17 protein-coding genes are annotated in these 24,682 nt (G+C 44.0%); 9 read left to right on the top strand and 8 right to left on the bottom strand.

From position 1 onward, the window contains the following. Window positions 1-135: 135 nt before the first annotated feature. Together trpD and V202x_RS17480 are read left to right on the top strand one after the other, a co-directional pair. Window positions 136-1,167 (top strand): anthranilate phosphoribosyltransferase, encoded by a 1,032-nt coding sequence (trpD, locus tag V202x_RS17485; RefSeq protein WP_145177736.1) that lies wholly within the window; start codon window positions 136-138, stop codon window positions 1,165-1,167. A 177-nt stretch (window positions 1,168-1,344) separates the two neighbouring features. Then, window positions 1,345-1,821 (top strand): DUF2203 domain-containing protein, encoded by a 477-nt coding sequence (locus tag V202x_RS17480; RefSeq protein WP_145177735.1) that lies wholly within the window; start codon window positions 1,345-1,347, stop codon window positions 1,819-1,821. Between the two features lie 40 nt (window positions 1,822-1,861). On the opposite strand, the gene V202x_RS17475 is transcribed toward V202x_RS17480, so the two are convergent. Then, the gene (locus V202x_RS17475; protein WP_145177734.1) at window positions 1,862-3,226 is read right to left on the bottom strand and encodes a sulfatase-like hydrolase/transferase; all 1,365 of its coding nucleotides are present in this window, start codon (window positions 3,224-3,226) and stop codon (window positions 1,862-1,864) included. A gap of 72 nt (window positions 3,227-3,298) precedes the next feature. Next, window positions 3,299-5,374 carry a prolyl oligopeptidase family serine peptidase gene (locus tag V202x_RS17470; protein WP_145177733.1) on the bottom strand — a complete coding sequence of 692 codons (2,076 nt, stop codon included), beginning with the start codon at window positions 5,372-5,374 and terminating at the stop codon, window positions 3,299-3,301. Window positions 5,375-5,907: 533 nt separating this feature from the next. On the opposite strand from V202x_RS17470, the gene V202x_RS17465 reads away from it, so the two are divergent. Beyond that, complete coding sequence (locus V202x_RS17465; protein WP_145177732.1) at window positions 5,908-7,671, top strand: DEAD/DEAH box helicase; 1,764 nt, start codon at window positions 5,908-5,910, stop codon at window positions 7,669-7,671. 105 nt (window positions 7,672-7,776) lie between these two features. Here V202x_RS17465 and V202x_RS17460 read toward each other — a convergent pair whose 3' ends face one another. Next, window positions 7,777-9,267, bottom strand: a complete 1,491-nt coding sequence (locus tag V202x_RS17460; protein ID WP_145177731.1) for a hypothetical protein — start codon at window positions 9,265-9,267, stop codon at window positions 7,777-7,779. Window positions 9,268-9,781: 514 nt separating this feature from the next. On the opposite strand from V202x_RS17460, the gene polA reads away from it, so the two are divergent. The 5 genes from polA (at window position 9,782) to nusB (ending at window position 16,254) form a co-directional block, all read left to right on the top strand. Beyond that, window positions 9,782-12,484 carry a DNA polymerase I gene (gene polA, locus V202x_RS17455; RefSeq protein ID WP_145177730.1) on the top strand — a complete coding sequence of 901 codons (2,703 nt, stop codon included), beginning with the start codon at window positions 9,782-9,784 and terminating at the stop codon, window positions 12,482-12,484. A 296-nt stretch (window positions 12,485-12,780) separates the two neighbouring features. Further along, window positions 12,781-13,428 carry a dephospho-CoA kinase gene (gene coaE / locus V202x_RS17450; protein WP_145177729.1) on the top strand — a complete coding sequence of 216 codons (648 nt, stop codon included), beginning with the start codon at window positions 12,781-12,783 and terminating at the stop codon, window positions 13,426-13,428. 309 nt (window positions 13,429-13,737) lie between these two features. Continuing rightward, complete coding sequence (gene rho, locus V202x_RS17445) at window positions 13,738-15,081, top strand: transcription termination factor Rho (RefSeq protein WP_409996684.1); 1,344 nt, start codon at window positions 13,738-13,740, stop codon at window positions 15,079-15,081. Between the two features lie 163 nt (window positions 15,082-15,244). Further along, window positions 15,245-15,727 carry a 6,7-dimethyl-8-ribityllumazine synthase gene (ribE, locus tag V202x_RS17440; protein WP_145177727.1) on the top strand — a complete coding sequence of 161 codons (483 nt, stop codon included), beginning with the start codon at window positions 15,245-15,247 and terminating at the stop codon, window positions 15,725-15,727. A gap of 77 nt (window positions 15,728-15,804) precedes the next feature. Next, the gene (gene nusB, locus V202x_RS17435) at window positions 15,805-16,254 is read left to right on the top strand and encodes a transcription antitermination factor NusB (RefSeq protein ID WP_145177726.1); all 450 of its coding nucleotides are present in this window, start codon (window positions 15,805-15,807) and stop codon (window positions 16,252-16,254) included. Here the strand turns inward: nusB and V202x_RS17430 are convergent. Both V202x_RS17430 and V202x_RS17425 read right to left on the bottom strand, forming a co-directional pair. Further along, window positions 16,247-17,380, bottom strand: coding sequence for an SDR family oxidoreductase (locus V202x_RS17430; RefSeq protein ID WP_145177725.1), 1,134 nt, complete (start codon window positions 17,378-17,380; stop codon window positions 16,247-16,249). The two genes, nusB and V202x_RS17430, sit on opposite strands and share 8 nt — an antisense overlap. 259 nt (window positions 17,381-17,639) lie before the next feature. Further along, a complete protein-coding gene (locus V202x_RS17425; protein ID WP_145177724.1) occupies window positions 17,640-19,868 on the bottom strand; it encodes an efflux RND transporter permease subunit in 2,229 nt (742 codons plus the stop codon). Between the two features lie 613 nt (window positions 19,869-20,481). Here V202x_RS17425 and V202x_RS17420 point away from each other — a divergent pair. Beyond that, window positions 20,482-20,832 (top strand): PilZ domain-containing protein, encoded by a 351-nt coding sequence (locus tag V202x_RS17420; protein WP_144985059.1) that lies wholly within the window; start codon window positions 20,482-20,484, stop codon window positions 20,830-20,832. A 17-nt stretch (window positions 20,833-20,849) separates the two neighbouring features. Here the strand turns inward: V202x_RS17420 and V202x_RS17415 are convergent, their stop codons facing one another. From V202x_RS17415 to V202x_RS17405, 3 genes are all read right to left on the bottom strand, one after another. Further along, window positions 20,850-22,721 carry a hypothetical protein gene (locus V202x_RS17415; protein ID WP_197992938.1) on the bottom strand — a complete coding sequence of 624 codons (1,872 nt, stop codon included), beginning with the start codon at window positions 22,719-22,721 and terminating at the stop codon, window positions 20,850-20,852. Window positions 22,722-22,915: 194 nt separating this feature from the next. Next, the gene (locus V202x_RS17410; protein ID WP_145177722.1) at window positions 22,916-23,773 is read right to left on the bottom strand and encodes a deoxyribonuclease IV; all 858 of its coding nucleotides are present in this window, start codon (window positions 23,771-23,773) and stop codon (window positions 22,916-22,918) included. A gap of 113 nt (window positions 23,774-23,886) precedes the next feature. After that, complete coding sequence (locus V202x_RS17405) at window positions 23,887-24,591, bottom strand: class I SAM-dependent methyltransferase (protein ID WP_145177721.1); 705 nt, start codon at window positions 24,589-24,591, stop codon at window positions 23,887-23,889. Between the last annotated feature and the right edge of the window lie 91 nt (window positions 24,592-24,682).

The raw sequence follows: 24,682 nt of genomic DNA, 5'->3' as shown, positions 1-24,682 counted from the left end.
GGTAAGAATGGGACTTTGTTTAATTAAAATTAACATTCACCATTCACTCCATCATTGGCAGTTTCTATGATGATAGCTAGATACAATTTGAGACAAAGACAGGAATTGCCGCTTTTGGGTATTTGGATTTAGCATATGTCGACAGCGCTGAAAAATACGATTAATCAATTACTTCAGGGAGAAAACCTAGGACAATCTGCTACTTACGACGCAGTCTCCTCCATTATGCGCGGCGAATGCAGTGAAATACAAATTGCTGCATTTTTGACTGCGCTCCGCATGAAGGGTGAAGTTTCGGAAGAATTAGTTGGTGCAGCACAAGCCATGCATGAACGGGCATTTGCAATACCAACACACTGCTCCGGGCTCCTGGATACCTGTGGAACTGGCGGAGACCAGCTTCATACATTCAATATTAGTACGGCCGTTGCACTGGTTGCGGCGGCGGCGGGGATTCCTGTCGCAAAACATGGAAACCGAAGTGTTTCCAGTTCCAGCGGTTCGTCAGATGTACTTGAAGCATTAGGGGTCCGCTTAGACTTAACACCTGAAGAAATTGGAAAGTGCCTGGAAGAGACTGGGATTGGATTCTGTTTTGCACCACTTCTACATTCTGCTATGAAATACGTAGCCCCTGTTCGGCGTGAACTGGGAATTCGTACGATCTTTAATTACCTAGGTCCTTTAACCAATCCAGCAAATGCAGAATATCAATTATTGGGTGCAAATTCTGTACAGGCCTCAGAAAAAATTGCTCAAGCATTACTGAAATTAGGCCGAAAACATGCACTGGTTGTCTGTGGTAATGGAGAACTTGATGAGATTAGTCTCTGGGGAAAAACATTGATTCATGAAGTAACTGGTTCCGACTTGCGATCCTATGAATGGTCTGCAGCTGATTTTGGACTACCAGAATGTGACGTAAGTCAGTTGTTTGTCGAATCCTCAGAACAAAGCGCGCAAGTGATTCTTGACATCTTTAATGGTGAACAGGGGCCAGCGCGAGATATGGTTGTGGCAAATGCCTCAGCTGCCTTAATGGCAGCGGAAAAGACCTCAAATCTGCATGACGCTGTTCAAAATGTCTCAAGACTGATCGATGAAGGACAAGTATTGAAAAAACTCAAACATCTCATCGAATTTACCAGTAATATTAATAGGGATTAAAACGTCAAAAGTAACAGAGAAACAAAAATGCGACTGTCTTGAATCGTGTTGACTTGCCGAATCTGGTGATCCTCTTATAATTCTTCAAAGCTCGAATCATTAGCAAAGAGTAATTATCAGTAGCAAGTAACAACACTTTTGGGTTGATTGCTTTCTTTAAGAAATAAAGGTCTTGTCATGAATGCTGAAGCACAAAGAAAGCTGATTTTCACACCAGAAGAGGCCAGTCTTCGGTTACCACTCGTGCAAGCGATTGTCAAAGACATCGTTGAGCTCTTTCAAAATCTGAATGATAGACAAGAACGAATCGCAGAAATCAAGCGGCTACCGGGTGCTTCCGCTCGCGATGAAGAATCAGCCTATAGTGAGGAACTCATCCAGGCTGAATTGGACATCGAAAATGATTTGGAACAACTCAAAGGATACGTTTCCGAACTCGTCGATTTGGGAGTAGAGTTAGAAGATCCTGGAATGGGTGTCGTCAATTTTCCGGCTTTACGTGAAGGTAAAGAAATCAGCCTCTGCTGGAAATATGGTGAAGAAGAGATCGCCTACTGGCATCATTTGGACGAAGGATTTTCTGATCGGCAATTGCTGTTTGAAGAATCTTTAAAACGCGATTCCGAAGAGAACAATGATGATCCTATCGTTTGATCGATAGCTCTTTTCCACATGGTATGAAATCCGTTTCTTCTTACCTTGATGTGACATCACTCTTCCAGGTTTGATAAGCACTCTTTAATTTCGCAACAATCTCCGGGTGTTTCGCAGACAGATCTTTTGTTTCCCCCAAATCTTGTTCCAGATCAAACAACATAAAATTCCGGCCAGGCTTCGTGCGTAGCAGTTTATATTTACCATCTCGGACCGCGCTAAAGTTCCGATATTCAAAAAAGAACCTTCGTGGTTCTGCTGATTCCGGTGATTCGAGAACTGGCAGAATGTTCTCGCCATCCAGTGTCCGATCCTCTGGAACTTTTCCTCCTGCCAATGAAATTAATGTTGGAAGAATATCAAGGCTGATGATTTGACTGGAGTTCACTGTTCCTGCTTTGATGTGTCCGGGATATCGTACTATTGCCGGAACTCGAATTCCCCCTTCCCATAATGTAACACCACCATCGCGCAACGGTTTGTTGCTGGCCACTTCCAATCCTCGTTCCTTCAGCATGAACGCACCGTTATCCGAATACCAGATGACAATTGTATTCTTACTGAGTCCACTCTCTTCCAATTGCTGCAAAACACGACCAATGGCACTGTCTAGCGCCGTCACAACGGCACGATATCGTTCTTGAGGTTTTTTGGTTTGAGGAGAATAGCCATGGGCTTTAAAAGCAGTAGCTGGAGCTTGCCACTCATTAGGTTGTCCCGGTTGTTTATTACGTTTTCCAGGAAAATGAGGTGCATTGAATGGTAAATAGATAAAAAACGGTTGTTGCTTGTTCACGGCTATGAATTTGCAGGCTTCGTCGGCAAACAGGTCTGTGGAATAGCCTTCAACAAACACTTCTTTCAATCCGCGCCATAAGTCGTGCCTCCCGGCATAAAAATGATGATAATAGTCAATGTTTCCTGCTGCAAATCCGAAAAACTCGTCAAAGCCGCGTTCTGTCGGACGGCTTCCAGGTGAAAATCCCACATTCCATTTTCCGAAACAGGCAGTGCGATACCCCTGTTGTTTAAGATACTGAGGAATCAGTAACTCACTTTTCCGTAAGCCATCCCCGTAATTTTCGTCCTTACTTAACTGATGATTCAAACCGATCCTTTGTGGATAGCGACCTGTTAACAGTGTCGCTCTTGAAACAGTACAGGTCGGGGACGCAGTGTAAAAATCGGTCAGTCGAGCTCCCTGTTGGGCTAGTCGATCAAGTTGAGGAGTTTTCATAATCTGATTGCCATAGCAGCCCAGATCACCGTAACCCAGATTGTCTGCCGTCATCAGCAAAATGTTCGGACGCTGTCGCGTTTGCTTCTCGGTTGCTGAAGCCTGCCTGATGGAGCTAAGGCAAAGCAAACATACTAAAATGAAATATAAAACTGGTCGATGATTCATAGAAGATTCTCTCAAGATTTTAAACAAAGAAGAAAAACTCAGTGGGATCAATGGTATGGGCAACTATGCCATTCACGACATTTTTTTTGAGAGTTGTTGCATCAAATACAAATACTCCAGTGCGCTCAGCATTGCTTCCTGCTTCTGGTTGGCCGTTCCCTTGTGTCCGCCTTCAATGTTTTCATAATAATAAAAATCATGTCCCATTTGTTCCATTCTGGCGGCCATCTTTCGGGCGTGTCCTGGATGAACACGATCATCCTTAGTCGAAGTAAAGAAATAGACTTTGGGATAGGCTTGCTCTTTTTTCAAATTCTGTAATGGAGAATACTGTTTAATATACTCCCATTGCTCAGGGATATCGGGGTTACCGTATTCTGCCATCCAACTCGCTCCGGCAAGCAGTTTATTGAAGCGTTTCATATCGAGTAAGGGAACTCCACATACAATGGCATTGAATAGCTCAGGGCGTTGTGTGAATGCCACTCCCATTAGCAATCCACCATTGCTGCGGCCCATCGCCCCATAATGTTGTGGTGAACTAAAACCGCGACTTTGAACCGCTTCGGCAACCGCAAAGAAATCGTCATAAGCTCGCTGGCGATTTTCTAATAAGGCGGCATCATGCCAACGTGGCCCATACTCACCTCCACCACGAATATTGGCAAGCACATATGCGCCTCCTTTTTCCAGCCAGAGTTTGCCCATCAAAGCGCTATAATGAGGCAAAATCGAGATTTCAAATCCACCATAACCGTATTGCAGGACCGGCGTAGAATGATCGAGCTTGATTTCTTCTGGATAAACAATGAAGTAGGGAATATCAGTACCATCTTTACTAATGGCAAAATTTTTCTCGACTTTCAAACCACTTGTATCAAAGCGCGCAGGAGTCTCTTGAATGAGTTCTTCAGTTCCTGCTTGAAAATTCACGTAATACAGACTGCTCGGTTGAAGGAATCCATCTCGGGAAATCAACAGATGATTATTGTGACTATCAGAAGAACTGATTGAAATCACATCATTTTTCCCAAAAGGAATGAGCCGTTGCTTCCACTTGTGATCCTGAAATGTCAACTCGTGAATCTGACTGGAGACATGTTCGATCCCAGTGATATAAACTGCATCTTTAGCACGTCGCACCTGAGAGATCGTACCTGTTTGCCCTGGATCAAAAACCAGGTGAATGTCTTTGAGTTTTCCGGCTTGTTGAAAATCAGTCAATGAAAAACTGATTAAACATCCTGCCGTGAAACCCTGCCAGTCCTGTTTCAGTTCGACCAGCAATTGATCCTGAAACAGACCGGACAAGCTGCACTTCTGAGGCAACGGGATTTGTTTCAAGTCGCCTGTTTCTGGAACAAGATAAAAGCTGAAATGATAAAAGTCATGTCCTCGTAACACAAAACAGGTTTGACCTTTGTCATGCTCTACATTGATGGGATAAATGAAGGTCTCCTCCACATCCGTTTCTAAAAGCGTTTCTGCGGCCGTGAGTGGTGTCCCCCGTTTCCAACGTTTCAGAATACGAGCATATCCAGAAGTATTCAGACTGCCCTCGCCCCAATCCGTTGCAATTAACAACTGGTTTTGATTTTCCCAGCAAAGATTTGTTTTGGCGAGTGGTACTTGAAAACCATCTTTGACAAATGTTTTGGATTGAATGTCATACTCGCGATAAACAGCAGAATCAGTACCTCCCGGTGCCAGTTCGACAATACAACGCTGATAGTCGGGGCCCAGACAATCGACACCTTTATAGATCCAGTTTTCATCTTCCTTTTTTGCAAGTTTGTCTACATCCAGCAGTGTTTGCCACTCAGGTTGATGCTTTCTGAAGTGCTGCAATGTGGCGCGACGCCAGATGCCGCGGACATGATCCTTATCTCTCCAAAAGTTATAAACGAAATCACCGCGTAAGGTTCCATAGGTAATTCGATCTGAAGCAGTAAGAATTTTCAGGGCTTCTTGCTGATATTGTTCAAACCGGGGATCACTGGTCAGAGCGTTCAAGGTACTGGCGTTTTGCTGCCTGACCCACGAAAGTGCCTGCTCCCCTTCGATTTCTTCCAACCAGAGCAGTGACTCTTCAGTGTTATTCTCAGGTTTTGAGCTTTTGTCAGAAGGAATATCAGAAGAACCCATCATTAATCTCCAATGATTTTATAAATGGAATCAATATGTAAACAGCTGCAATTATAGGCTAAATCTTAGATGAGTCTTATGTGAGTTGAAAGGTCATGTTATATTTTTCAAGCGAACCAACCTGGAAACCAGAAAATCTCAGGAATTAATGAATCAGGGCGTGCAATGAAATCGTACCGGTGATACAATCTCCGCCTGTTGAATAGTCAAAATGTCGAGTTCAAGAAAGAATGCTCGATCAAATTTTGATTGATCTCCTTAATCTCTAGGATAAAAGAATTAGCTGTTTGCTATCTTTTCGTGTTGTTTTTGCTACTTTTTTGAACTCCCTGACCGGAGTCCCGCATTTAACTGTAGCAATGGGGTGATACGAGGCAGAGCTTCGAGGAGAATTGTTTTCAGGACGTTGCCTGAAAATGGATCCTGAGTCCGGAACCACAGACTCTCACCTATTTCTTTCATAACACAACCCATTTTCTTTTTACGTGACGCCTACGCTTAGTCTACAGGCTGAGGGTTCGTCAAAAGGTACACACATGTCGACAGAAGTCTCATTGCAGGCGAAATTCAAAGATTTAGCGCTCTGCCAACCCGTATTAGATTCGTTGGAGGATCTTGGATACGATACCCCTACCCCCATCCAGGCACAAACGATTCCGATGTTACTGGATGGACGAGATCTGGTAGGACAGGCGCAAACAGGAACGGGAAAAACAGCTGCGTTTGCCCTGCCATTGCTCTCGAAAATCGATTTAAATTTAAAGGCACCACAGGTCCTGGTCTTAGCTCCTACGAGAGAGTTGGCAATTCAGGTTGCAGAATCGTTTAAAAAATATGGTGCCAAACTACAAGGCCTGCAAGTCTTACCCATCTATGGGGGTGCAGACTTTAAAACTCAATTACAACCCCTTAAACGTGGAGTACAGGTGGTTGTGGGAACTCCTGGTCGCGTCATGGATCACATGCGTCGGGGAACATTAAAGCTGGACGCCTTACGCTGTCTGGTGCTAGACGAAGCCGATGAAATGTTGCGAATGGGCTTTATCGACGATGTGGAATGGATTCTGGAACAAACACCAGATCAACATCAAACGACCTTGTTTTCCGCTACTATGCCAGCAGCCATCAGACGCATAGCAGGAAACTATCTTCAATCACCGGCAGAAGTGACTGTTAAAGTAAAGACTCGGACGGCTGATACCATTCGCCAGCGACATTGGGTAGCAAGAGGCCTCCATAAACTGGATGCACTCACACGCATCCTGGAAGCAGAAGAAATCGATGGTGTGCTGATCTTTGTACGTACTAAGACGATTACCACCGAACTCTCCGAAAAACTGGAAGCCCGTGGCTTTCTGGCTGCACCGCTAAACGGTGACATTCCCCAGAAACAACGCGAACGCACGGTGGGCCGTCTCAAAGCAGGACACGTTAATATCGTGATTGCCACTGATGTCGCCGCGCGAGGATTGGACGTGGACCGGATCAGCCACGTCATCAATTACGATCTACCTGGTGATTCCGAATCCTATGTGCATCGCATCGGTCGTACCGGTCGTGCGGGTCGAACAGGTGAAGCAATTACCTTTGTTTCTCCTCGTGAGACACGATCGCTCCAAGGTATTGAACGGGCCATCAAACACAAAATTGAGCGTATGGAGTTACCTCCGATTGATAAGATTAATGAACGACGCAAGGAGCGTTTCAAAGAATCGGTAACCAAAGCGATGGATTCACGAGACTTTGAATTCTATCAGACCTTGCTGACGGAATATCAATCGGAATCGAATCATTCCGAGATTCAGATTGCCGCAGCGTTAGCTTGCATGGCTCAGGGTAAGCGACCATTATTATTGAAAGAGACTCCACGTAAAGAGAAACTTAAAAAACAACGCGAGCCAATGGGGAACAGGCAACCTCGAACCGAGCGTCCGTTTCAAAAAGAAAAAGAGCGCACCCCTCGAAAACGTGTTACCAACGAAGCACCTGAAGAAGGCATGGAACGATTCCGACTACAAGTCGGGCATAGCCATGGTGTGAAACCGGGCAACATTGTGGGTGCAATAGCTAACGAAGCAGAACTGGACAGCAAATATATCGGTCGAATCAACATCTTTGATGAATACAGTACGGTTGACCTGCCTGAAGGGATGCCTCGCGATATTTTCCGAGCTCTGAAAAGTGTCTGGGTGGCTGGTCAGCAGTTGAACATTTCTCGATATGAACAATTTGATTCATCTTCGCCTGTCAAACGCAAGCGATTCAAAGGTAAGCATAAGCATAAACAACAGAAGGTTTGATTCTTACCACTTTCTGTAAAGACATAAGCAATAAGAAAACCGTACTGTGAACACAGCACGGTTTTCTTATTGTCAAGCATAAATACTTCTGTTTAATTATCAGTTTCAATAAGGTCGATTTGCTGGTTTTTTACGACCTTTGTTACCTTTGAACACATCTGAAACAGTACCAGAGCCTGTCAATGATTTGTTTGCTAAACCAGCAGTGGTCCCCGTCTTTTTGGCACCTGCTCTGATTTTAGAGGGAACTCCAGAACCGGGCGTATAGAGGCGACGTTGTGGTTTATAGCCAATGTAGCTCAAAAAATCGTTAATCCCGATCACACGAACTGCTTTCAAACGCGCTTCGTCACTAATTTCTTTCATCTTAGAAAGAATTTCCTGCATTTTGTCGCGTTGCTCATCTGTTTTCGCATTATCTAAATTGGGGGATTCACCAATGACGAGGAACTTCGTGTGCACAGTTAACCCATTTCCGAGTCGTTCACCATCTTCGGTGACTTCGTTATCGATTTTAGCATTCGCGTTTTCGATAATTTGACGCAGCTGGTCCATATCAGACTTTCCATCACCATCCAGATCAATGATTCCAGAGATGGCAAATGTTTCTGGACGACCGACACCCCAGAGCGGTGTATAGATTGGATCGCCGGGACTGATTGGCTGAAAAATATCATCACCCACAATACGTGCTTCAGCAAGATGTGGTCCCAGGATTTTAGTGACTTCGATGGCTCCAATAATGTCTTCTTCACCTCGGCCAATTCCCTGATGAGATTTTCGGTACACACTGAACGTCATTCGTTTAGGAAGACGATCTGCTTGTCCCAGATTGATCCACACAACTCCAGTACTGTTGTCTACGGTTCTGACCACACCATCTGGCTTCTCAAAACTAACTTTTTGTATTTGATCAAGACGACTGCGAAGCGTATCAACCAGGCTGGCTAGCCGATTATTTTTGTTTTCGAGATCTTTAATCTTTTTGGCATCTGTTTCACGCAACTGGTCCAATTCGATCAAAATCTCTTCATTCTCCTTTTGCAGTGCAGAAATTTGCTGGTCCTTGGCAGAGACTTCTTCTTCTTTGATTTTCTGATTATCTGCCAAATCTTTTTCTGCGTTATCTCGAGCGGTTTTATGGGTATCGACGACTTTGTCTAACTCACCCTTCAATGCCAGGAATTGTGCTTCCAGTGCGTTTTTGGCAGCTTGCTCCTCAGCTAATTGGCTTTTAGTCTGATTTAACTGCCCCGAAAGCTTGATCAACGTGTTTTTGATTGTCCCCTCTGCCAGTACTCCCGCGTGAGTTTTGATATCCTGCTCGGTGGCACCAAGCACAGTATTAGGAGTCTTGCTGCCAAGCCCTACCTCTTCCTGCTCATTCCCGATCAGCTTTTTTAATTCCTGGAGCTCTTCATCCAGATTACGAACTGCTGCACCGTCTCGCTGTGAATCTTTCTGAGCTTGCTCCAGCTTGGCGTTTGCCTCGCCTAGATCTTTATGATTTAAGTATGCCATCACTGCACCAATAAGAGCAGCCATGACAAAGAAGATCAACGAAAAGTGAACGGCGGTTGGTTTACTGGCGGCCATGTGATTGAACCTTAAAGTTTTTAAGTGACTATCAGATGCAAAGTAGCACCTTCGCAGTTAATGAGCCTGAGATGTCTATCCATCTCACAATAGATCAGTGCAGCGACCCGCACAAATATCAGGAAAACTAGATGAAGTGAATCAGAAAACTCTGAAAGAACAAGCCCTATACAACATTTTAAGTGGAGTAAAAGCAGTGTCAAGCAGGTTTCTGATTCTATGTATTGTGTTCGCAATTAGTTCCAACTTCGCTGGATAGGTTGCCCCCACAAGAAGCATACAAACATACACATACACAGAAGTAATGAGCCAAGATATTGTTAAAAGATTTCATTGAGTTTGGAGTTCGGCTCGCCTGTTCATGGCGAATAGATAGCATCTCACCAATAATAAAAATGGAATGCTTCTCTCTCCACATTTCAATACTGTAAAAAATAATGTTGTGATGATAACGTCCTCTATGTTTTCACTTTCGGCAATCTCTTTTCAAAATTACAGGTAAAGCTAAATCTTTATGAAAGAAACACTTTACATCATTGATACGTTTTCTCTGGTATTTCAGGTTTTTCATGCTGTACCGGCAATGACTGGTCCAGCCGGTCAACCAACCAATGCCATTTTTGGAATCACACGCGATATCCTCAACATTATTAAAACTCATTCCCCGGATTATTTAATCTTTGCCATGGATTCGAGTGGGCCGGGAACCAGAAATGAAATCTTCCCGGAATACAAAGCGAACCGCTCCGAAATGCCCGAAGATCTGGCGGCACAAATTTCCTCGATAATGGATGTGGTCAAAGGGTTTCAGGTTCCCATCATTGAATCGCCTGGCTGGGAAGCCGATGACGTCTTTGCCACAATCGCGCAATTAGCCAAGGAAAAAGGGATTCAAACCGTCATCGTCACGAATGATAAAGATGCGCGCCAACTGATCAATGAGTCTGTCCAGCTTTATAATATTCGCAAAAATACGTTTATGGATGCAGAAGGTGTTGTTAAGGATTGGGGAGTTCGTCCAGAGCAAGTGATTGATTTTCAATCATTAGTAGGCGATGCCGTTGATAATATTCCTGGAGTTCCCCTGGTAGGTCCTAAAAAAGCACAAACTCTGATCGAGCAATTTGGTACCCTGGAAGGAGTTCTTGAGAATGCAGATCAGGCCAAAGGCCCAAAACTACAACAAAATCTTAAAGAATTCGCGGATCAAGCGCGTATGTCACGGGAATTGGTGACCTTAAATAAAAATCTCGATCTGAATGTGAACTGGGATGATTCGCGTTTAACTCACCCGGATCGTGAGCGCTTACGCCAACTATTCACCGATTTTGGTTTTCGCCGTTTTGCCGAAGAAATGAAGGAAGATTTCACAAAACAGGAAGAGCCACGACCTTCAAAACGGATTTGGGAGACCGTCGATAACTTAAAGGCATTTCAAAAATTCGTGACTTTGTTGAAGAAACAAGACGAATTTTGTGTTGACCTGGAAACAACCGGTTTAAAACCAGCCGAAGCAGAAATTGTAGGTTGGGCCATCAGCTGGCAGAAAAATCATGGCTATTATATTCCCGTTGAAGGGCCAACAGGTCAAAAAGCTCTTGACCCGCAAATCGTTTTGGAACAACTCAAACCAATCCTGGAAGACCCCGAAATTCTGATTTCGAATCAGAATATTAAGTACGATATGGTAGTGTTGATGCGGGCCGGTGTTTATCTGCAGGGAGTGAGTATCGACCCCATGGTTGCCAGTTATTTGCTTAGTGCAGGTGAGCGTGGGCATAGTCTGGATAAATTATCTGAACGATATCTACAACACACGATGATCCCCATTTCCAACCTGATTGGATCCGGGAAACAACAGAAAAAGATGTTTGAAATCGATGTTGAGAAAGTCGCCGAATACGCGGTCGAGGATGCCGAGATCGCTTGGCAATTATCTCGGATCCTGCAAGAAGAACTGAAACAAAATAGTTTGTGGGATCTATACTGGGACTTGGAACGCCCCTTGATTCCCATTCTCGCAGAAATGGAATTCAATGGAATCAGAGTCGATCCAGAGGAATTAAAACACCAGAGTCAACAGCTTGACCTTCGCTTGACGGATTTAATTCGAGAGATTCATGAAATTGCCGGTCACGAGTTTAATATCGCTTCACCGCTACAATTGCGGAAGGTGTTGTTTGAGGAGTTAAAGCTGCCTGTCATAAAAAAAACGAAAACCGGTCCCAGTACCGACCAAAGTGTCCTGGAAAAGTTAGCTCCCCTGCATGAGTTACCGGCAAAAATCACTGAGCACCGGCATCTTTCCAAGTTAAAAAGTACTTATCTGGATGCTTTACCCGATCTTGTGAACCCTGAAACAGGTCGCATTCACGCCAGTTTTAATCAGGTTGTCGCCGCTACAGGCCGATTAAGTTCCAGTGATCCTAACCTACAAAACATTCCGATCCGAACTGAAGAGGGGCGGCAAATTCGAAAGGCATTTGTCCCGGAGAACGCAGATTGGAAATTGCTTTGCGCTGACTATTCTCAAATTGAACTACGGGTTCTTGCCCATCTTAGTCAGGATACAGCACTCAGCCAGGCTTTTCGTGAAGGTGCGGATATTCATACCGCTGTAGCAGCAGAGACCTTTCGCGTTTCACCTGAGAATGTCGATAGCGAAATGCGGCGAACAGCGAAAGCAGTCAACTTTGGTGTCATCTACGGCCAGAGCCCTTTCGGGTTGTCAGAATCGATTGGTATTCCGCAATCTGAAGCAGCTCAATTCATTGAAGACTATTTTCAGCGCTATCAAGGTGTCAGGGAATTCCTGGACCAGATTTTAGAAGATTGCGCAAAAAATCAATTTGTGCAAACGATCTGCGGTCGAAAACGGACCATACAAGGTGTACGACCTGGTTTACAAAAACAACTGAACATGCCCGAACGAACGGCGATCAATACAGTAATCCAAGGTTCGGCTGCCGACTTGATTAAACAAGCCATGATCAACGTGAGTGAGCGACTGAAGCAGGAGCAACATCCAGGAAGAATGCTAATGCAAATTCATGATGAATTAGTCTTCGAATCTCCGATATTGGAAATCGAATCGCTGAGCCAGATTGTTCGGGAAGAAATGGAATCCGCAATGAGACTGGATGTCCCGCTGATTGTGGATATGTCGTTCGGATCTAACTGGCTTGAACAAACCAATCTAGAAATCCCCAGCCTCTAAATCCTAAGTCTCATTTAGGTACTAGAATCGGCCAGCAATCATATCAAGATACCTTGATCTCCAAAGATTAGAATCGGAGCCAAAACCACAAAATTTAAGTAGAAAAGTAGGAAGTTTGTTTTTTTTTGTTGACAATCAGTTGGGTATCGGTAACCATACTATTACATACCAATGTGTCTCATCTAAATGTTGCTAATGGATTCAGCAATCAAAAACCTCCTGTGTGGTAAGTTTCTGTTGCGAAGGAATGTGTAAGAAAACCATTTTCCACCAATGCAAGTTGTCACAATCATCTTGTGTCTTCTCATACATTCATTCCCACAATAGCTCTGATTGGAGGCATTGGATCAGGCAAAAGTGCGGTAGCCAATAAACTCAAGACTTTGCGATCTGTTGAAGTGATTGATGCCGATCAAATCGGACATAGAATACTTGATTTTCCTGAGGTTCAACAAAATATTCGAGAGCAGTTTGGAACTGCGGTGTTTGATGAACATGGGAAGGTAAATCGTTCAGTCCTTGCCAAAATTGTTTTTGGAGAAGAAACTCAACATCAAGAATCATTAAAAAAACTAGAGAAAATAGTCCATCCCGAAATTCATCGAGTCCTTGAGCAGGAGATTTTGTCGGCGAAAACAACCAAAAACGTCGATGCAATCCTGATTGACGCAGCGGTGATTTTGGAAGCAGGCTGGAAAGAATTGTGCGATCAGATTGTTTTCATTGAATGCCCGTTTGAACAACGATTGAAAAGAGTCACTCAAAATCGAGGGTGGTCTCCAGCAGAGTTGGAAAAACGAGAGAATCAGCAGTTGCCTCTCTCAGAAAAACGAAAACTGGCAAACTACATTATTCATAATCATGACGACAATCTGGAAGCAGCAGGTCAAGATTTATCTCAATTCATCGAAGTATTACATAAAAGACAAAAAACAAACAATTAACCCAGTTCCCGATGTCTAATCAGCATTCTGAGCATCTTTGGTTATTAACCAGTCTCGTCCCTGATCGTATCATAATTATCTAAAATACTTTTCACTCTATTTAAAAAAACTGGAACCTTTCCAAAAGTCCATTGATCTTCACAGTAAACACATCTGTTTTGGTTCAAGAACTCCACTCCATTTCATCTCAAATTTTTAGTAATTCGGAAAGTTATCAGCATGGCCAAATCCATAAAACTTCAGACATCTGAAAATGACGGGCTTGTGGCATCAAAAGAAAAAGAAGAGCTTGACCAGAAAGCAAAGCGGATGAAAGCAAATTCATCTGAGCAAAGAGCAGCGACGATCACCAAATCGGCTGATGAACGCTATGAAAAGATTAAGCAAAGCGAAATTCATATCGCCGACTTGCAACGAATGACGATGCAAGAACTCATGAAACTGGCCAAAGAGGAAAAACTCACGGAATACACCGGCTTGAAAAAGCAGGATCTGATCTTCAAGATTCTGAAAGAACGAACCAAAGTTAACGGGTTAATGTTTGGGGAAGGAACTCTGGAAATACTCCCAGATGGATTTGGATTTTTACGCAGCCCTGATTACCACTATCTTCCCTGCCCTGATGATATTTATGTCTCCCCCAGTCAAATTCGGCGTTTTGGGCTACGAACAGGAGCCATTGTCGCAGGTCAAATTCGGCCACCGAAAGAAAACGAACGCTATTTCGCTCTACTCAGAGTGGAAGCAGTCAATGGCTGTGATCCCGAGTTATTGACAACAAAAGTCTTTTTTGACGACCTGACACCACTCCATCCCAAGGAACGCTTAAAACTGTCTTCTCCTGCAGGCAACTTGAGCACTCGCATTGTCGATCTCGTGGCGCCCGTGGGAATGGGACAACGTGGCCTGATCGTCTCTCCTCCTCGTGCTGGTAAGACTGTCATGCTACAGGAAATGGCAAAATGTGTACTCGGCAGTCATCCAAGTGCCTATGTATTTATTCTATTAATTGATGAGCGTCCGGAAGAAGTGACTGACATGGAACGCCAGGTTGGTGGAGACCGTTGCGAAGTTGTCAGCAGTACGTTTGATGAACCACCCAGCAGGCATATTCAAGTCTCTGAAATGGTGATTGAAAAAGCCAAACGCATGGTGGAGTATGGTGAAGATGTTGTCATTTTTCTGGATTCGATTACTCGACTGGCACGTGCCTGGAATACGGAAGTTCCTCATTCAGGCAAGATTCTTTCCGGTGGTGTCGATGCGAATGCATTACAACACCCCAAACGATTTTTCGGTGCCGCCCGTAATGTAGAAGAAGGTGGCAGTCTCACGATTGTTGCGACCGCGCTCGTCGATACGGGGAGCCGCATGGATGAAGTCATTTTTGAAGAATTTAAAGGAACCGGTAACACTGAATTGCATTTAGATCGTAGAATGGTCGAAAAGCGAATTTGGCCGGCGATTGATGTGAATAAATCGGGAACACGACGCGAAGAATTGTTGATGGATGAAGAGGAACTCCGTCGAGTCTGGATTCTCAGACGCGTGCTGAACGACATGAACCCTGTTGACGCGATGGAGCTTCTGACAAACAGAATGCGTCGTACCAAAACAAATGAAGAGTTTTTGCTGAGTATGAATTTAGGTTAGTGCTAGACCGCTACTGTGTATCGGTGGGGAGCTTGTTTCAATCATTTGAAGCAGCAGAAAAGAAACATCAATTGTCACTCTTTTCACATGATAATTAATCGTTGATGAACCAACAGTCCGGTTTTTCCAGTTTTCAATAAAATATTTTTAAGTTACTACTTCGATGAACCATAAACTGATTGAAGGCGATTTACTGGCCCGCGAAGCAACATTTGCGATCGTCGTTTCACGCTGGAATGATTTAATTACTCGTAAGTTGCTGGAAGGGGCCTTAGAAACAATCCGCCGCCATGGTGGCTCGGAAGAAAATGTTTCTGTTGTGTGGGTACCTGGATCATTCGAATTACCTCTTGTTGCCGATCGTCTGGCGAAAAGCGGTCGTTATCAGGCGGTGTGTTGTCTGGGAGCTGTCATCCAGGGTAGTACGATGCACCATGACTATATCAATCATCAAGTGGCAGCAGGGATTATGCGGAGCGGTCAGGAAAGTGGTGTGCCTGTCCTATTCGGAGTGCTCACGTGCGAAACGATGGAGCAGGCGCTCGATCGCGCCGGAGGAAAAGTAGGAAATAAAGGCTGTGAAGCCGCTCTGGCAGCAATTGAGATGGTAAACCTTCTGAAAACCATTGATCAAGATTCGCAGTAAGTTTGCTTTACTGGCAAAAGTCAGAGAATTTTGAGTCTCTGAGTTAATTTACCCCAAATAGTGTTAGTGATATTTCTATGTCTCTCCGAAAACAGGCTCGACATCTAGTTGTGCAGATGTTATATCAAGTCGATCTCAACCCTGATATTACTGCAGGTGAGGTTCGTCGTATGATCGAAGAGCATGGCCGCAATCAAACTGTTCGTACCTTTGCCTGGAAATTGTTTACGGGTGTGACAGAGTATAAAAAGCAACTTGATGAGGAAATTGTGAAAGTTGCTGAAAACTGGAGCCTTGAACGAATGGCTGTCACAGATCGAAATATTCTGAGGCTTGGTGCTTACGAATTACTACACACCGAAACCCCCTCTTCAGTCGTTTTAGATGAAGCAATCGAATTGGCACGTGAGTTTGGTAGTGCGCAGTCTTCGCAATTCGTTAATGGAATTCTCGACAAGCTCATTCCCGGTAAAACCCAACCCGATCAGAAGACTGATCGCAAACTGGATAACCCCTGGGCTACTTGACACCAAATCGATGCGGTGTGCGATCATTCCAACTGAAGTTCATATCGATCGCCACTTGAGACAGTCGGGTCAACAGCTCTCTATCGATATGTGGACAAGGCAAGTGTGGCGCCGCTGTTTGTGTATTGGTACTGTCAAAGACGGGATCATCACGCCAATACGAATTGTAGACACGAATATGGTCATAGAACAGTCGTTCGACTTCTGTAGGATCTTCAAGTTCTACCCCTGCTCCGGCAAATTCTGATCCATAAAAATTGCACGTCCCTTGAAGCACGTCGTGCACTAGTCGTGATTGTACCGGGTTCAAAGGTGTCAAGTGATAGGTTTTATTATGATGCTTGGGATGAGTGATAATATATGCCATCACAGCTGAAACCCAATCTACAGGAATCAGATTCTTTGATTCATCACCGTCGAGAGTGAAGCGAGACTTTGCATAGAGTCGTCCTGTTTCATCCGGAGTTTGCATTTGAGTTAAAGTATGGCCTAGCTGTAAAGCAGCATAAAAGCCATGGAATGTATTCGTAAATCCTGTTTTTGAATCTCCAATAATGATTGCAGGTCTAAAAACGGTTAACGATTCGAGATGCTCTGCACTTCTCACCAGTAATTCAGCTTGAAGTTTACTGCGCTCATAATCGTTTCCCGGTTCCTGCCCGACGTCAACGTCTGACTCCATAATTCTGCCTGTACGCAACCCACAAACATAAGCAGTGGAAACATGGTCGAATTTTTTGATTCCAGCAATTTTACAAAAGTCGAGAACTTTTTTGACTCCGCCGACATTTGATCGCCAAGGCTCACTTTCTTGACTTGTACTGTAAAATGAAAGACTGGCAGCAGAATGGAGGACTCGCTCAACATTTTGAGTTACCCATTCAAGTTGTTCCTCACTCAGCCCCAAGTTCTCCTCGTTAATGTTACCTTCCAGAACGACAGGCCGCGGTAATTCCCGTCCCATTTGATCGTCCCAGAACCCCATGATCATGTCGATTCGCTGATCAGCAGTCATGCGTCTCGTTGGACGAACCAACACAGCTAAAGGCACACCAGCAGACGCTAAGTCCCGGATCAAGTATCTTCCCAGTAATCCTGTAGCACCTGTTATCAGATGATATCCCATTTTGTTATCCGCTATATTTCCGTTGATGTAAAAATCGAGGTTGATAATTGCCTGAAAAAACTCTGTTCAAAGAGGTCCATTTCGAGCTCCTGCCTACTGCTCAGAACCTGCAACAGATTGTGACTGTGGTAGAACAGAGGGGAGAAACTTTCGAGCTTGGGAGAAATCAATAATAATGAACTGGCTTCATATATCAATCAAAGGGTACTGAAAAGCAGATACTTTCGCAGAGCATTTGTTAGTCGTTCAGGAAATGAATTTATGCAACTGCTTTCTTTGATTGATCTTTCGTTCCCTGTCGATTGTCCTTGAGGAAATGAGGGGCACTGGGATGTTGTCGCTCAAGCAGATCACTGCTGTCATTGCGATCAGTACTTCCATCATCTGTTGGTTTCTGAGGACGAAGTGCCAATAAACTTGGAAGTAAAATGAGATCACCGACCAAAGCAGCGATCAGTAACGAAGTCATCATGTATCCAAAGCGTGCCGTGGGGACAAAATTGCTCAGTGTGAGAGCCATCATACCTGCACCTGTAATTACTGCCGCTGTGAAAATCGGCTCTCCCGTCATCAGTAGCGAGTCTCTCGAAGACTGTGCTGAATTTTTAGTCAGTCGATACTGGCTTTGATAACGCACCAGGAAATGAAATGTTCCATCGACGGCAATCCCCAATGCGATACTGGCAGTCATCATGATTCCAATATCGATGGGAATTTGATACCAACCCAGAATTCCGAATACAATACAAATGGGGGTCAAGTTGGGGACCATCGCAACTAAACCGGCTTTAATTGAGCGAAGTGAAATAATCATGACTACAGTAATGATGAGAAACGCCATTGAAAAGCTTTCCCAAAATCCAACGAAAATTTGTTTTTGTGCCCGCCTCAATAATGGAGCAACCCCCGTCAGGATCACATCAGGATCATCAATCATGACTGCCAGCTCGTCATAAATTTGGTCCTGTGGTAAATCAGCACCACTACTGACTCTCGCTGAAATTCTCCACAAACGTTCGCCATCTGAAACGAAATCATTCTCGCCATGCGAAGATTTCGCGTGCGATAACAACCGTGCTGTTTCAAATGGACTTTCCGGAAACTTTTTCGGAAAAAAACTCGCCAGCGACATCGTATGTCTGACCGCAGAATGTTGTTTAATTGTTTTTTCCAGTTCACGAACCCGCTCAATTTTCTGAATGAACGGAATCTCTTTATCTCCAAAATCGACGATCGCTTCAACTGAATCTAATTCGGTAAGGTCATTCTGTATCGAACGTACATCCTGGATGACTCTTCCCTCTGCGGGTAAAAAGTCGAGAGGGTCAATTTTCGTTCTCAGGTTGAATAGTCCAGCACCAGAAATCAAAACAAGGAAAATTGCTGCAATTGAAACTCGTCCGGAATGATCAATCACCCAGTTGGCACACCTTTGAAAATTCCAGTTTTTCTCACCGACATGAATTGTTTCAGGATCAATGGGCCAAATGGTCAACACAGCCGGAGTAAGTCCAAGACCTGTAATCAAAGAAACAAATGTCCCAATCGAAGCAGCATATCCAAATTGGACTACGGGACCAATTTCACTAACTGTTAGAGAAAAAAGACCAATCGTAGTAGTGAGTGTCGCCAAGAAACAAGGCTTCCACGCAATACGTAATGCAGAGGCCAAGGGATCATCTTCGTGAATACAACTGGCTACATAATGATGTACGTGGATGGAAATCGCGAGCGTAAAGACCATGACCATGACTGAGAGAGCCCCCAGGATGAAGTTCATTTCACCCCCTCCCAGATAAATTAAAGCCGTGGTCAGATTGATGGCCCAAATGGTCAACCCGAGTGTGGCGAGCGTTTTCTTCCATTCTCGGAATGAATAGTATAGTAATCCCAGGCTGATCAGTAATGTGATTATGAAGAATTTTTTATTATTCTTCTGACTACCCAGACGATCAAGCTCAGCAATTACAACAGGGGCCCCCGCGAGTTGAACTTCTTTCCCTGTCAACTGGTTATATTCGAGCTTTTCGCGAATTCCTTCCACCGTCGCAGCACGGTTTTTAATTCCTCTATCAGAAAGGAGAACACATATACCGGCAATATTCTTTTCAGAGTTAATCAAAAGCCCATTCAAGCGTCGATCGATTTCCTCAGGCTCTACTTTGAACTCATTTAAGATTTTTTTGAGTCGTTCTGGTGTCCAACATTGTCTAACTGTTGGTAGTGTTTCAATACGACTGGCGGTCGCTTCGATGAGTGGTTTTTTGCTTAAGCCATCTTGTACCGCGACAAGAATAATTTCTTCCGCTCCAAATTCAGCTTTGAACCGATCATAGACCACGCGAACATCGGAATCTTTGGGCAACCAGGTTTCGATGTCATTGTTGGAGGGTAGTAACTCTGCAAGAAAGGTCAAAATGGGAAGTGTGCAAAACACTCCCCAGATTAATTGCTTACTATACTTTTTATAAAAAGAAGAGATCATCATAAGTATTGGTAGATCTATCTGCTTTCTCTTGCTTGAGCCAGCTCAAGTTCTCTCATCGAATTAATCAATGGAGAAATTCTATATCAGGTTGCAATTTTACTAGGACATGTTCCATTTGATCGTAGCAGTTTCAAGAGGTGATCCTCGATCAATTACCCCTGGAGATGCCACAATAAACATGAATACAGGCGAGAACCATCTATTGAAATAAACTTGAACTATTTATTACCGAGATCATCCCACACTCATATCGAACAGGCTTTGCTCAAAGCGTCATCCAGATTTTATAAACCGGAAACGTTATAGCAGATTTTGCAGGAGCATTTGGAACGATTGATACAACGCGCACCATCGCGGGATGAATAATCGTCACAAGGCGCATGGCTTTGTAATTTTCTACTGCTTCGCCTGGTGTTATAACTGTTAGCCTTTAACAAACTTAAGTGTACTAATTGCTTGTAGTTAAGAGAGACTCTGGATAGAAAACATGCAAAGTCGCATTTTGAAAGTAATTAGAAACCTTGATTATTTTGTATCCTATATTTTAGTAGCAGATTTTTATTACAAATCTATTAGCCTTTCAGAAACAACTGCAAGACCAGGAGTACATTCGATGGAACAGACCCCATGGAGCCGTCCTACGATGGATGACCTTAAACAAGTCTTGGAAAGCTTCGGAAACAGTGAAGCCGTCAATGTCAGAGACGTAGACCGCCTTGAACTCTCTGTGCCTGCTGAAGTGAAGACATTACGTGGAAATACGATTTCTGCGATGACCCGAGAAATCAGTCGTCAAGGACTAGGTCTACTGCACAAAGGGATGATCAACCCCGGAGAAGTTACCGTGAAGCTGGCAAGTGAAACTCGGGAATTTGAATACCGCGTCAAAATTATGTGGTGTACCCCCTGTGAGAACGGCATGTTCATCAGTGGCGGAGAATTCATTACCAAACCAGAAGATTGATTTGATCAAGAGAAAAATCAGATTGAAGGATTACTGCGTCGTAACAGGATGACGATAATTGATGACAATAAGAGAATGATCATTCCCCCTACAATGAGCAACAACGTCGACATTCCCGACCACTGACTTTCTCGTTCTGGTCTTTTTTCCTCATCAAGCTCCCACTCAATTTCATCCAACGTCAGTCCTGATTCGTTCAGACCTGACTTGCTCTCCCCTGCAATCGAACTATTTTCCATGCCTGGTGACTGAACGCCTTGAACAGTCTTCGGTTTCTTTGATTGAAATTTAACAGGTACGGATTGACTCGTCCGGTTTTGTTCTGAGCGGTTGAGAACTGTTGCCTGATGAGATTGATTATGACCGAAAGATTGGGATGTAAGATCCTGAGGTATCACAGGCAGCTTAGGAAGCATCAATTGAGGTCCTGGCTTCGATAAATCAGCAGCATCTTCTACTGGATCTCGATGCACAGGCTCTGGTCCGCTTAGGCAAACTTTGGCTGGTGGCTCATCTGGAACTTCTTCAAGCTCAAGTCCTAGAGCAGGCTGCGATCTGGAGGGCATCTCTTGTCGTGTCGTCTTTTCAGGAAAAGGGATTTCCAATTGATCTGCCGGTTTTTGTTCAAAAGCTGGATATGGTTCAAACGCAGGTGAGTCCAAAGAAATTCCGGGGGAAACTGGAACTTGTTGACGATTGTTAGGTTTCGCTGTCTGCGGACGATCTGTCCCCATATTACGGGGAACGATCATTGGTAATTCCTGTATGGAATCAGTTGAAGGTCGAGTTTGAGGACGCATCTGTTTTGGATTGATTACAGAACGTCTTTTCAATGGATGAACGGGGGAAGGCGAGAATTGAAAATTTTGTACTCTTTGACCGCCATTTGTTTGAATCTGTGGATTGGTATGTTCAATTTTTTGTACTTCAGAATCAAAATTGGCTGGCATGTTTTTTTTGATACGCTGGAGTAACATCTGCGGCGATTCTTCTTCAGGGCCAAAGGCAATATGTCCCTGATAGCTGGACTCTAATGCTTGCTCTGCTAAAAATGCGGCATATTCGTAATTCTCTCGTTTGAGTTCACGCTTCGCGCGCTCCAGGATGGACGAAACCTGCATTCGTCGCATTTCGTCACTGATTCCTTCGAACGCCGGCTTTGCATGTTCCAGATCCTGATGTAATTCATTCTCCAATTGACTAATCTGTGAAGAACTAACTTTTCCCTGAGCTAACTGATTAAAATAGCGATTCATTTCGCGAGACCTCAACTGGTCTGTCGAAATCTTTGCTTCCACTTTTTTCTTTGTGGACTCATCATGATCCAAAGAATCAAATTTGAGATTCGATACGCGACGTATGCCTGACGAGCCGCTTTGAGCAACAGAACCGTATCGAGTTGCCAGTTTAATGCGATCTGAATTACGATGATAATATGAACCAGAAACCTTTGAAGGATACTTTTTGGCGGATTCAATCAATGATTTCGATCGCCAGCTTTCAGACGGATGCCTTACCGTTTTCCTTATTTTCTCTGTTGAATAGTGAGGTCTCGTTGAAGTGTCAGCAATGATCTCTACACGCCCCGTGTCATCTACTGGCTTCGTATGAGTCCGATGATCGACTGAGGAAGGTTCATTGACTTTAACCCTGGCCACTGCCTCATCGTCAGAAGATTTCTTTTTCGACTGAAAATAATTAAAGCTAGAGCTGCTTTTTGAACTTATAACAGGATCATGGGGGCTCTTCTCAGATTGAGAAACGACTTCTGTTGGTGTTCGAAGGCAGCCCACCATGAGACAACAGAGGGCAATCACCAACGCATAAACCGTTGTAAGGCTTCGTGTTAATAGACCGATCTTCACAACGACAAATCCTGTTCTCTGCATGCAAAGTTCGAGACTTGAGCCCGATTCTCTGCCTGGGTCGCGGGAAGTTTCCTCAATGGGGAGTTGAGGAATTGGGAGGCTATTTCATCAAGCGCGCAACCGCACCAGACAAACGCCTGGTATCATTTATCGACCCTAATGATTTGATAACATGAGAGGGTATTAGTGATTTTAGCGGTCTTTCTGAAAATAGCTCAGGCTTTACAAAGCTTGCGTAACGTTTCCATATTGATTTGGTCCAGCGGGATGCCGTCTTCTTCGGCCTTGGGAGTCTCAAGGTACATAGGACGGTCCTGAAAAACCGGATCATTCAGTAAGTGACGGAATGGTTCCAATCCTAGAAAGCCCTGTCCGATATTTTCATGTCGGTCCTTGCGACTTCCAAATTCACATTTACTATCATTCAGGTGGAATGCGCGGATACGATCTAAGCCAATCACATTATCAAACTCTGCCATCGTAGACTGGTATTCCTTTTTTTTAATTAATGGATAACCAGCGGCAAAGATATGACAAGTGTCAACACAAATTCCCAATCGCTCACCTTCTTGCACCTGATCGAGTAGATAAGCTAATTGTTCAAATCGAAACCCCAGATTTGACCCCTGACCTGCTGTTGTTTCTAACCAGATCTGTGTTTTAAAATTCTCCGTTTGCTGATGTATCTGATCAATGGCAGCAGCAATCCGGTCTAACCCTTCCTGTTCACTGGAAGTTACAAAGCTGCCAGGATGCATGACTGCCCCCTCCAACCCTAATGCTTCTGCACGTTCTAACTCAACGACGACGGCATCAATCGATTTATTCCATAACTCATCTTTGGGGCTTGCCAGATTAATCAAATAACTCATGTGTGAGCAAGGATGCCCTACTCCGGTCGTCTTCAATCGTTCTTGAAAGAGACTGACGTCTTTATCAGTCAATGGCTTAGCCCGCCATTGATTATTGTTTTTGGTAAAGATCTGCACACAATCCATTCCAAATTCGGCTGCGGCATCAACGGCTTTATAATATCCACCAGCAATAGACTGGTGTGCTCCCAGCAATGGCATCAGCATCTCCTCACATCTAAAAAAGATTATTATAGTGGTTCTGAGATGTATTACCACGCATTGGAACAATTCGAGTTGACCTGAGATCTACAGAAAGCCAGTCTGTTTTAAGATCAGGACTTTCGACCGACATACATCAACTTCCCAAACGTAATTCTTTGCTGTTCAACATCGAAGTACCGGTTTAAGAGCGTCAAGATTTCCTCAGGCTGGCCCAACCATTGTTCGTAGGTTGTCAGCTCCTGCTCAGTCATGACAGCAAATGCATCTAACTTGGGCCACAGCTTTCTTAATGGTTTATTTTTACTGACCCATAGTACAAAACGAAGAAAAGGAGTCAGCCACGGCTCAACTATAATGACGTGTCCCCCTGGACGAAGGACTCGACTCATTTCTTCTAAAATCTGCTCAAGATCCGAAGGTAATTCCGGTAAATGATGCAATCCACCTTGAACTATTAAAACATCCCGGCTATTTTCTTCAAATTTTAGATCCCGGCAATCACCAACATATAATTGTGCCGTTCCCTGATATTGATTGAGTAGATGTGGTGATAGATCAACTCCTTCAATTGAAGAAAACCCTAATTTTTTCAGGGCATGTAGTCCCATGCCTTGTCCACAAAATAACTCAACAACTTGTTGATGCTTCTCCCACCGATCAACGCCCAACTGACAAAGCCTTTTGATAAACTTTTTCATTTCTTGTTTTGGCGTCTCAAAACGACAATACGCGGCTTCCCAGATTTCATCGCAGCATTCCATTCCTGGATGCCAAAAAATGACGTCCGAAGAAGACTCACTAATTCGATTTTGCATGATTACCTCGATTTAAAATCATTATCAGTGGAGATCGATTAGAAAAGTAACGAAGAATCTGACTCAACGACTGACTTATATTAGTACTTCT

The sequence above is a fragment of the Gimesia aquarii genome (genome assembly GCF_007748175.1).
Lineage (GTDB): Bacteria > Planctomycetota > Planctomycetia > Planctomycetales > Planctomycetaceae > Gimesia > Gimesia aquarii_A.
The sequence above is the reverse complement of the archived record's forward strand: the minus strand, read 5'-3'. Positions and strand labels throughout refer to the sequence as shown.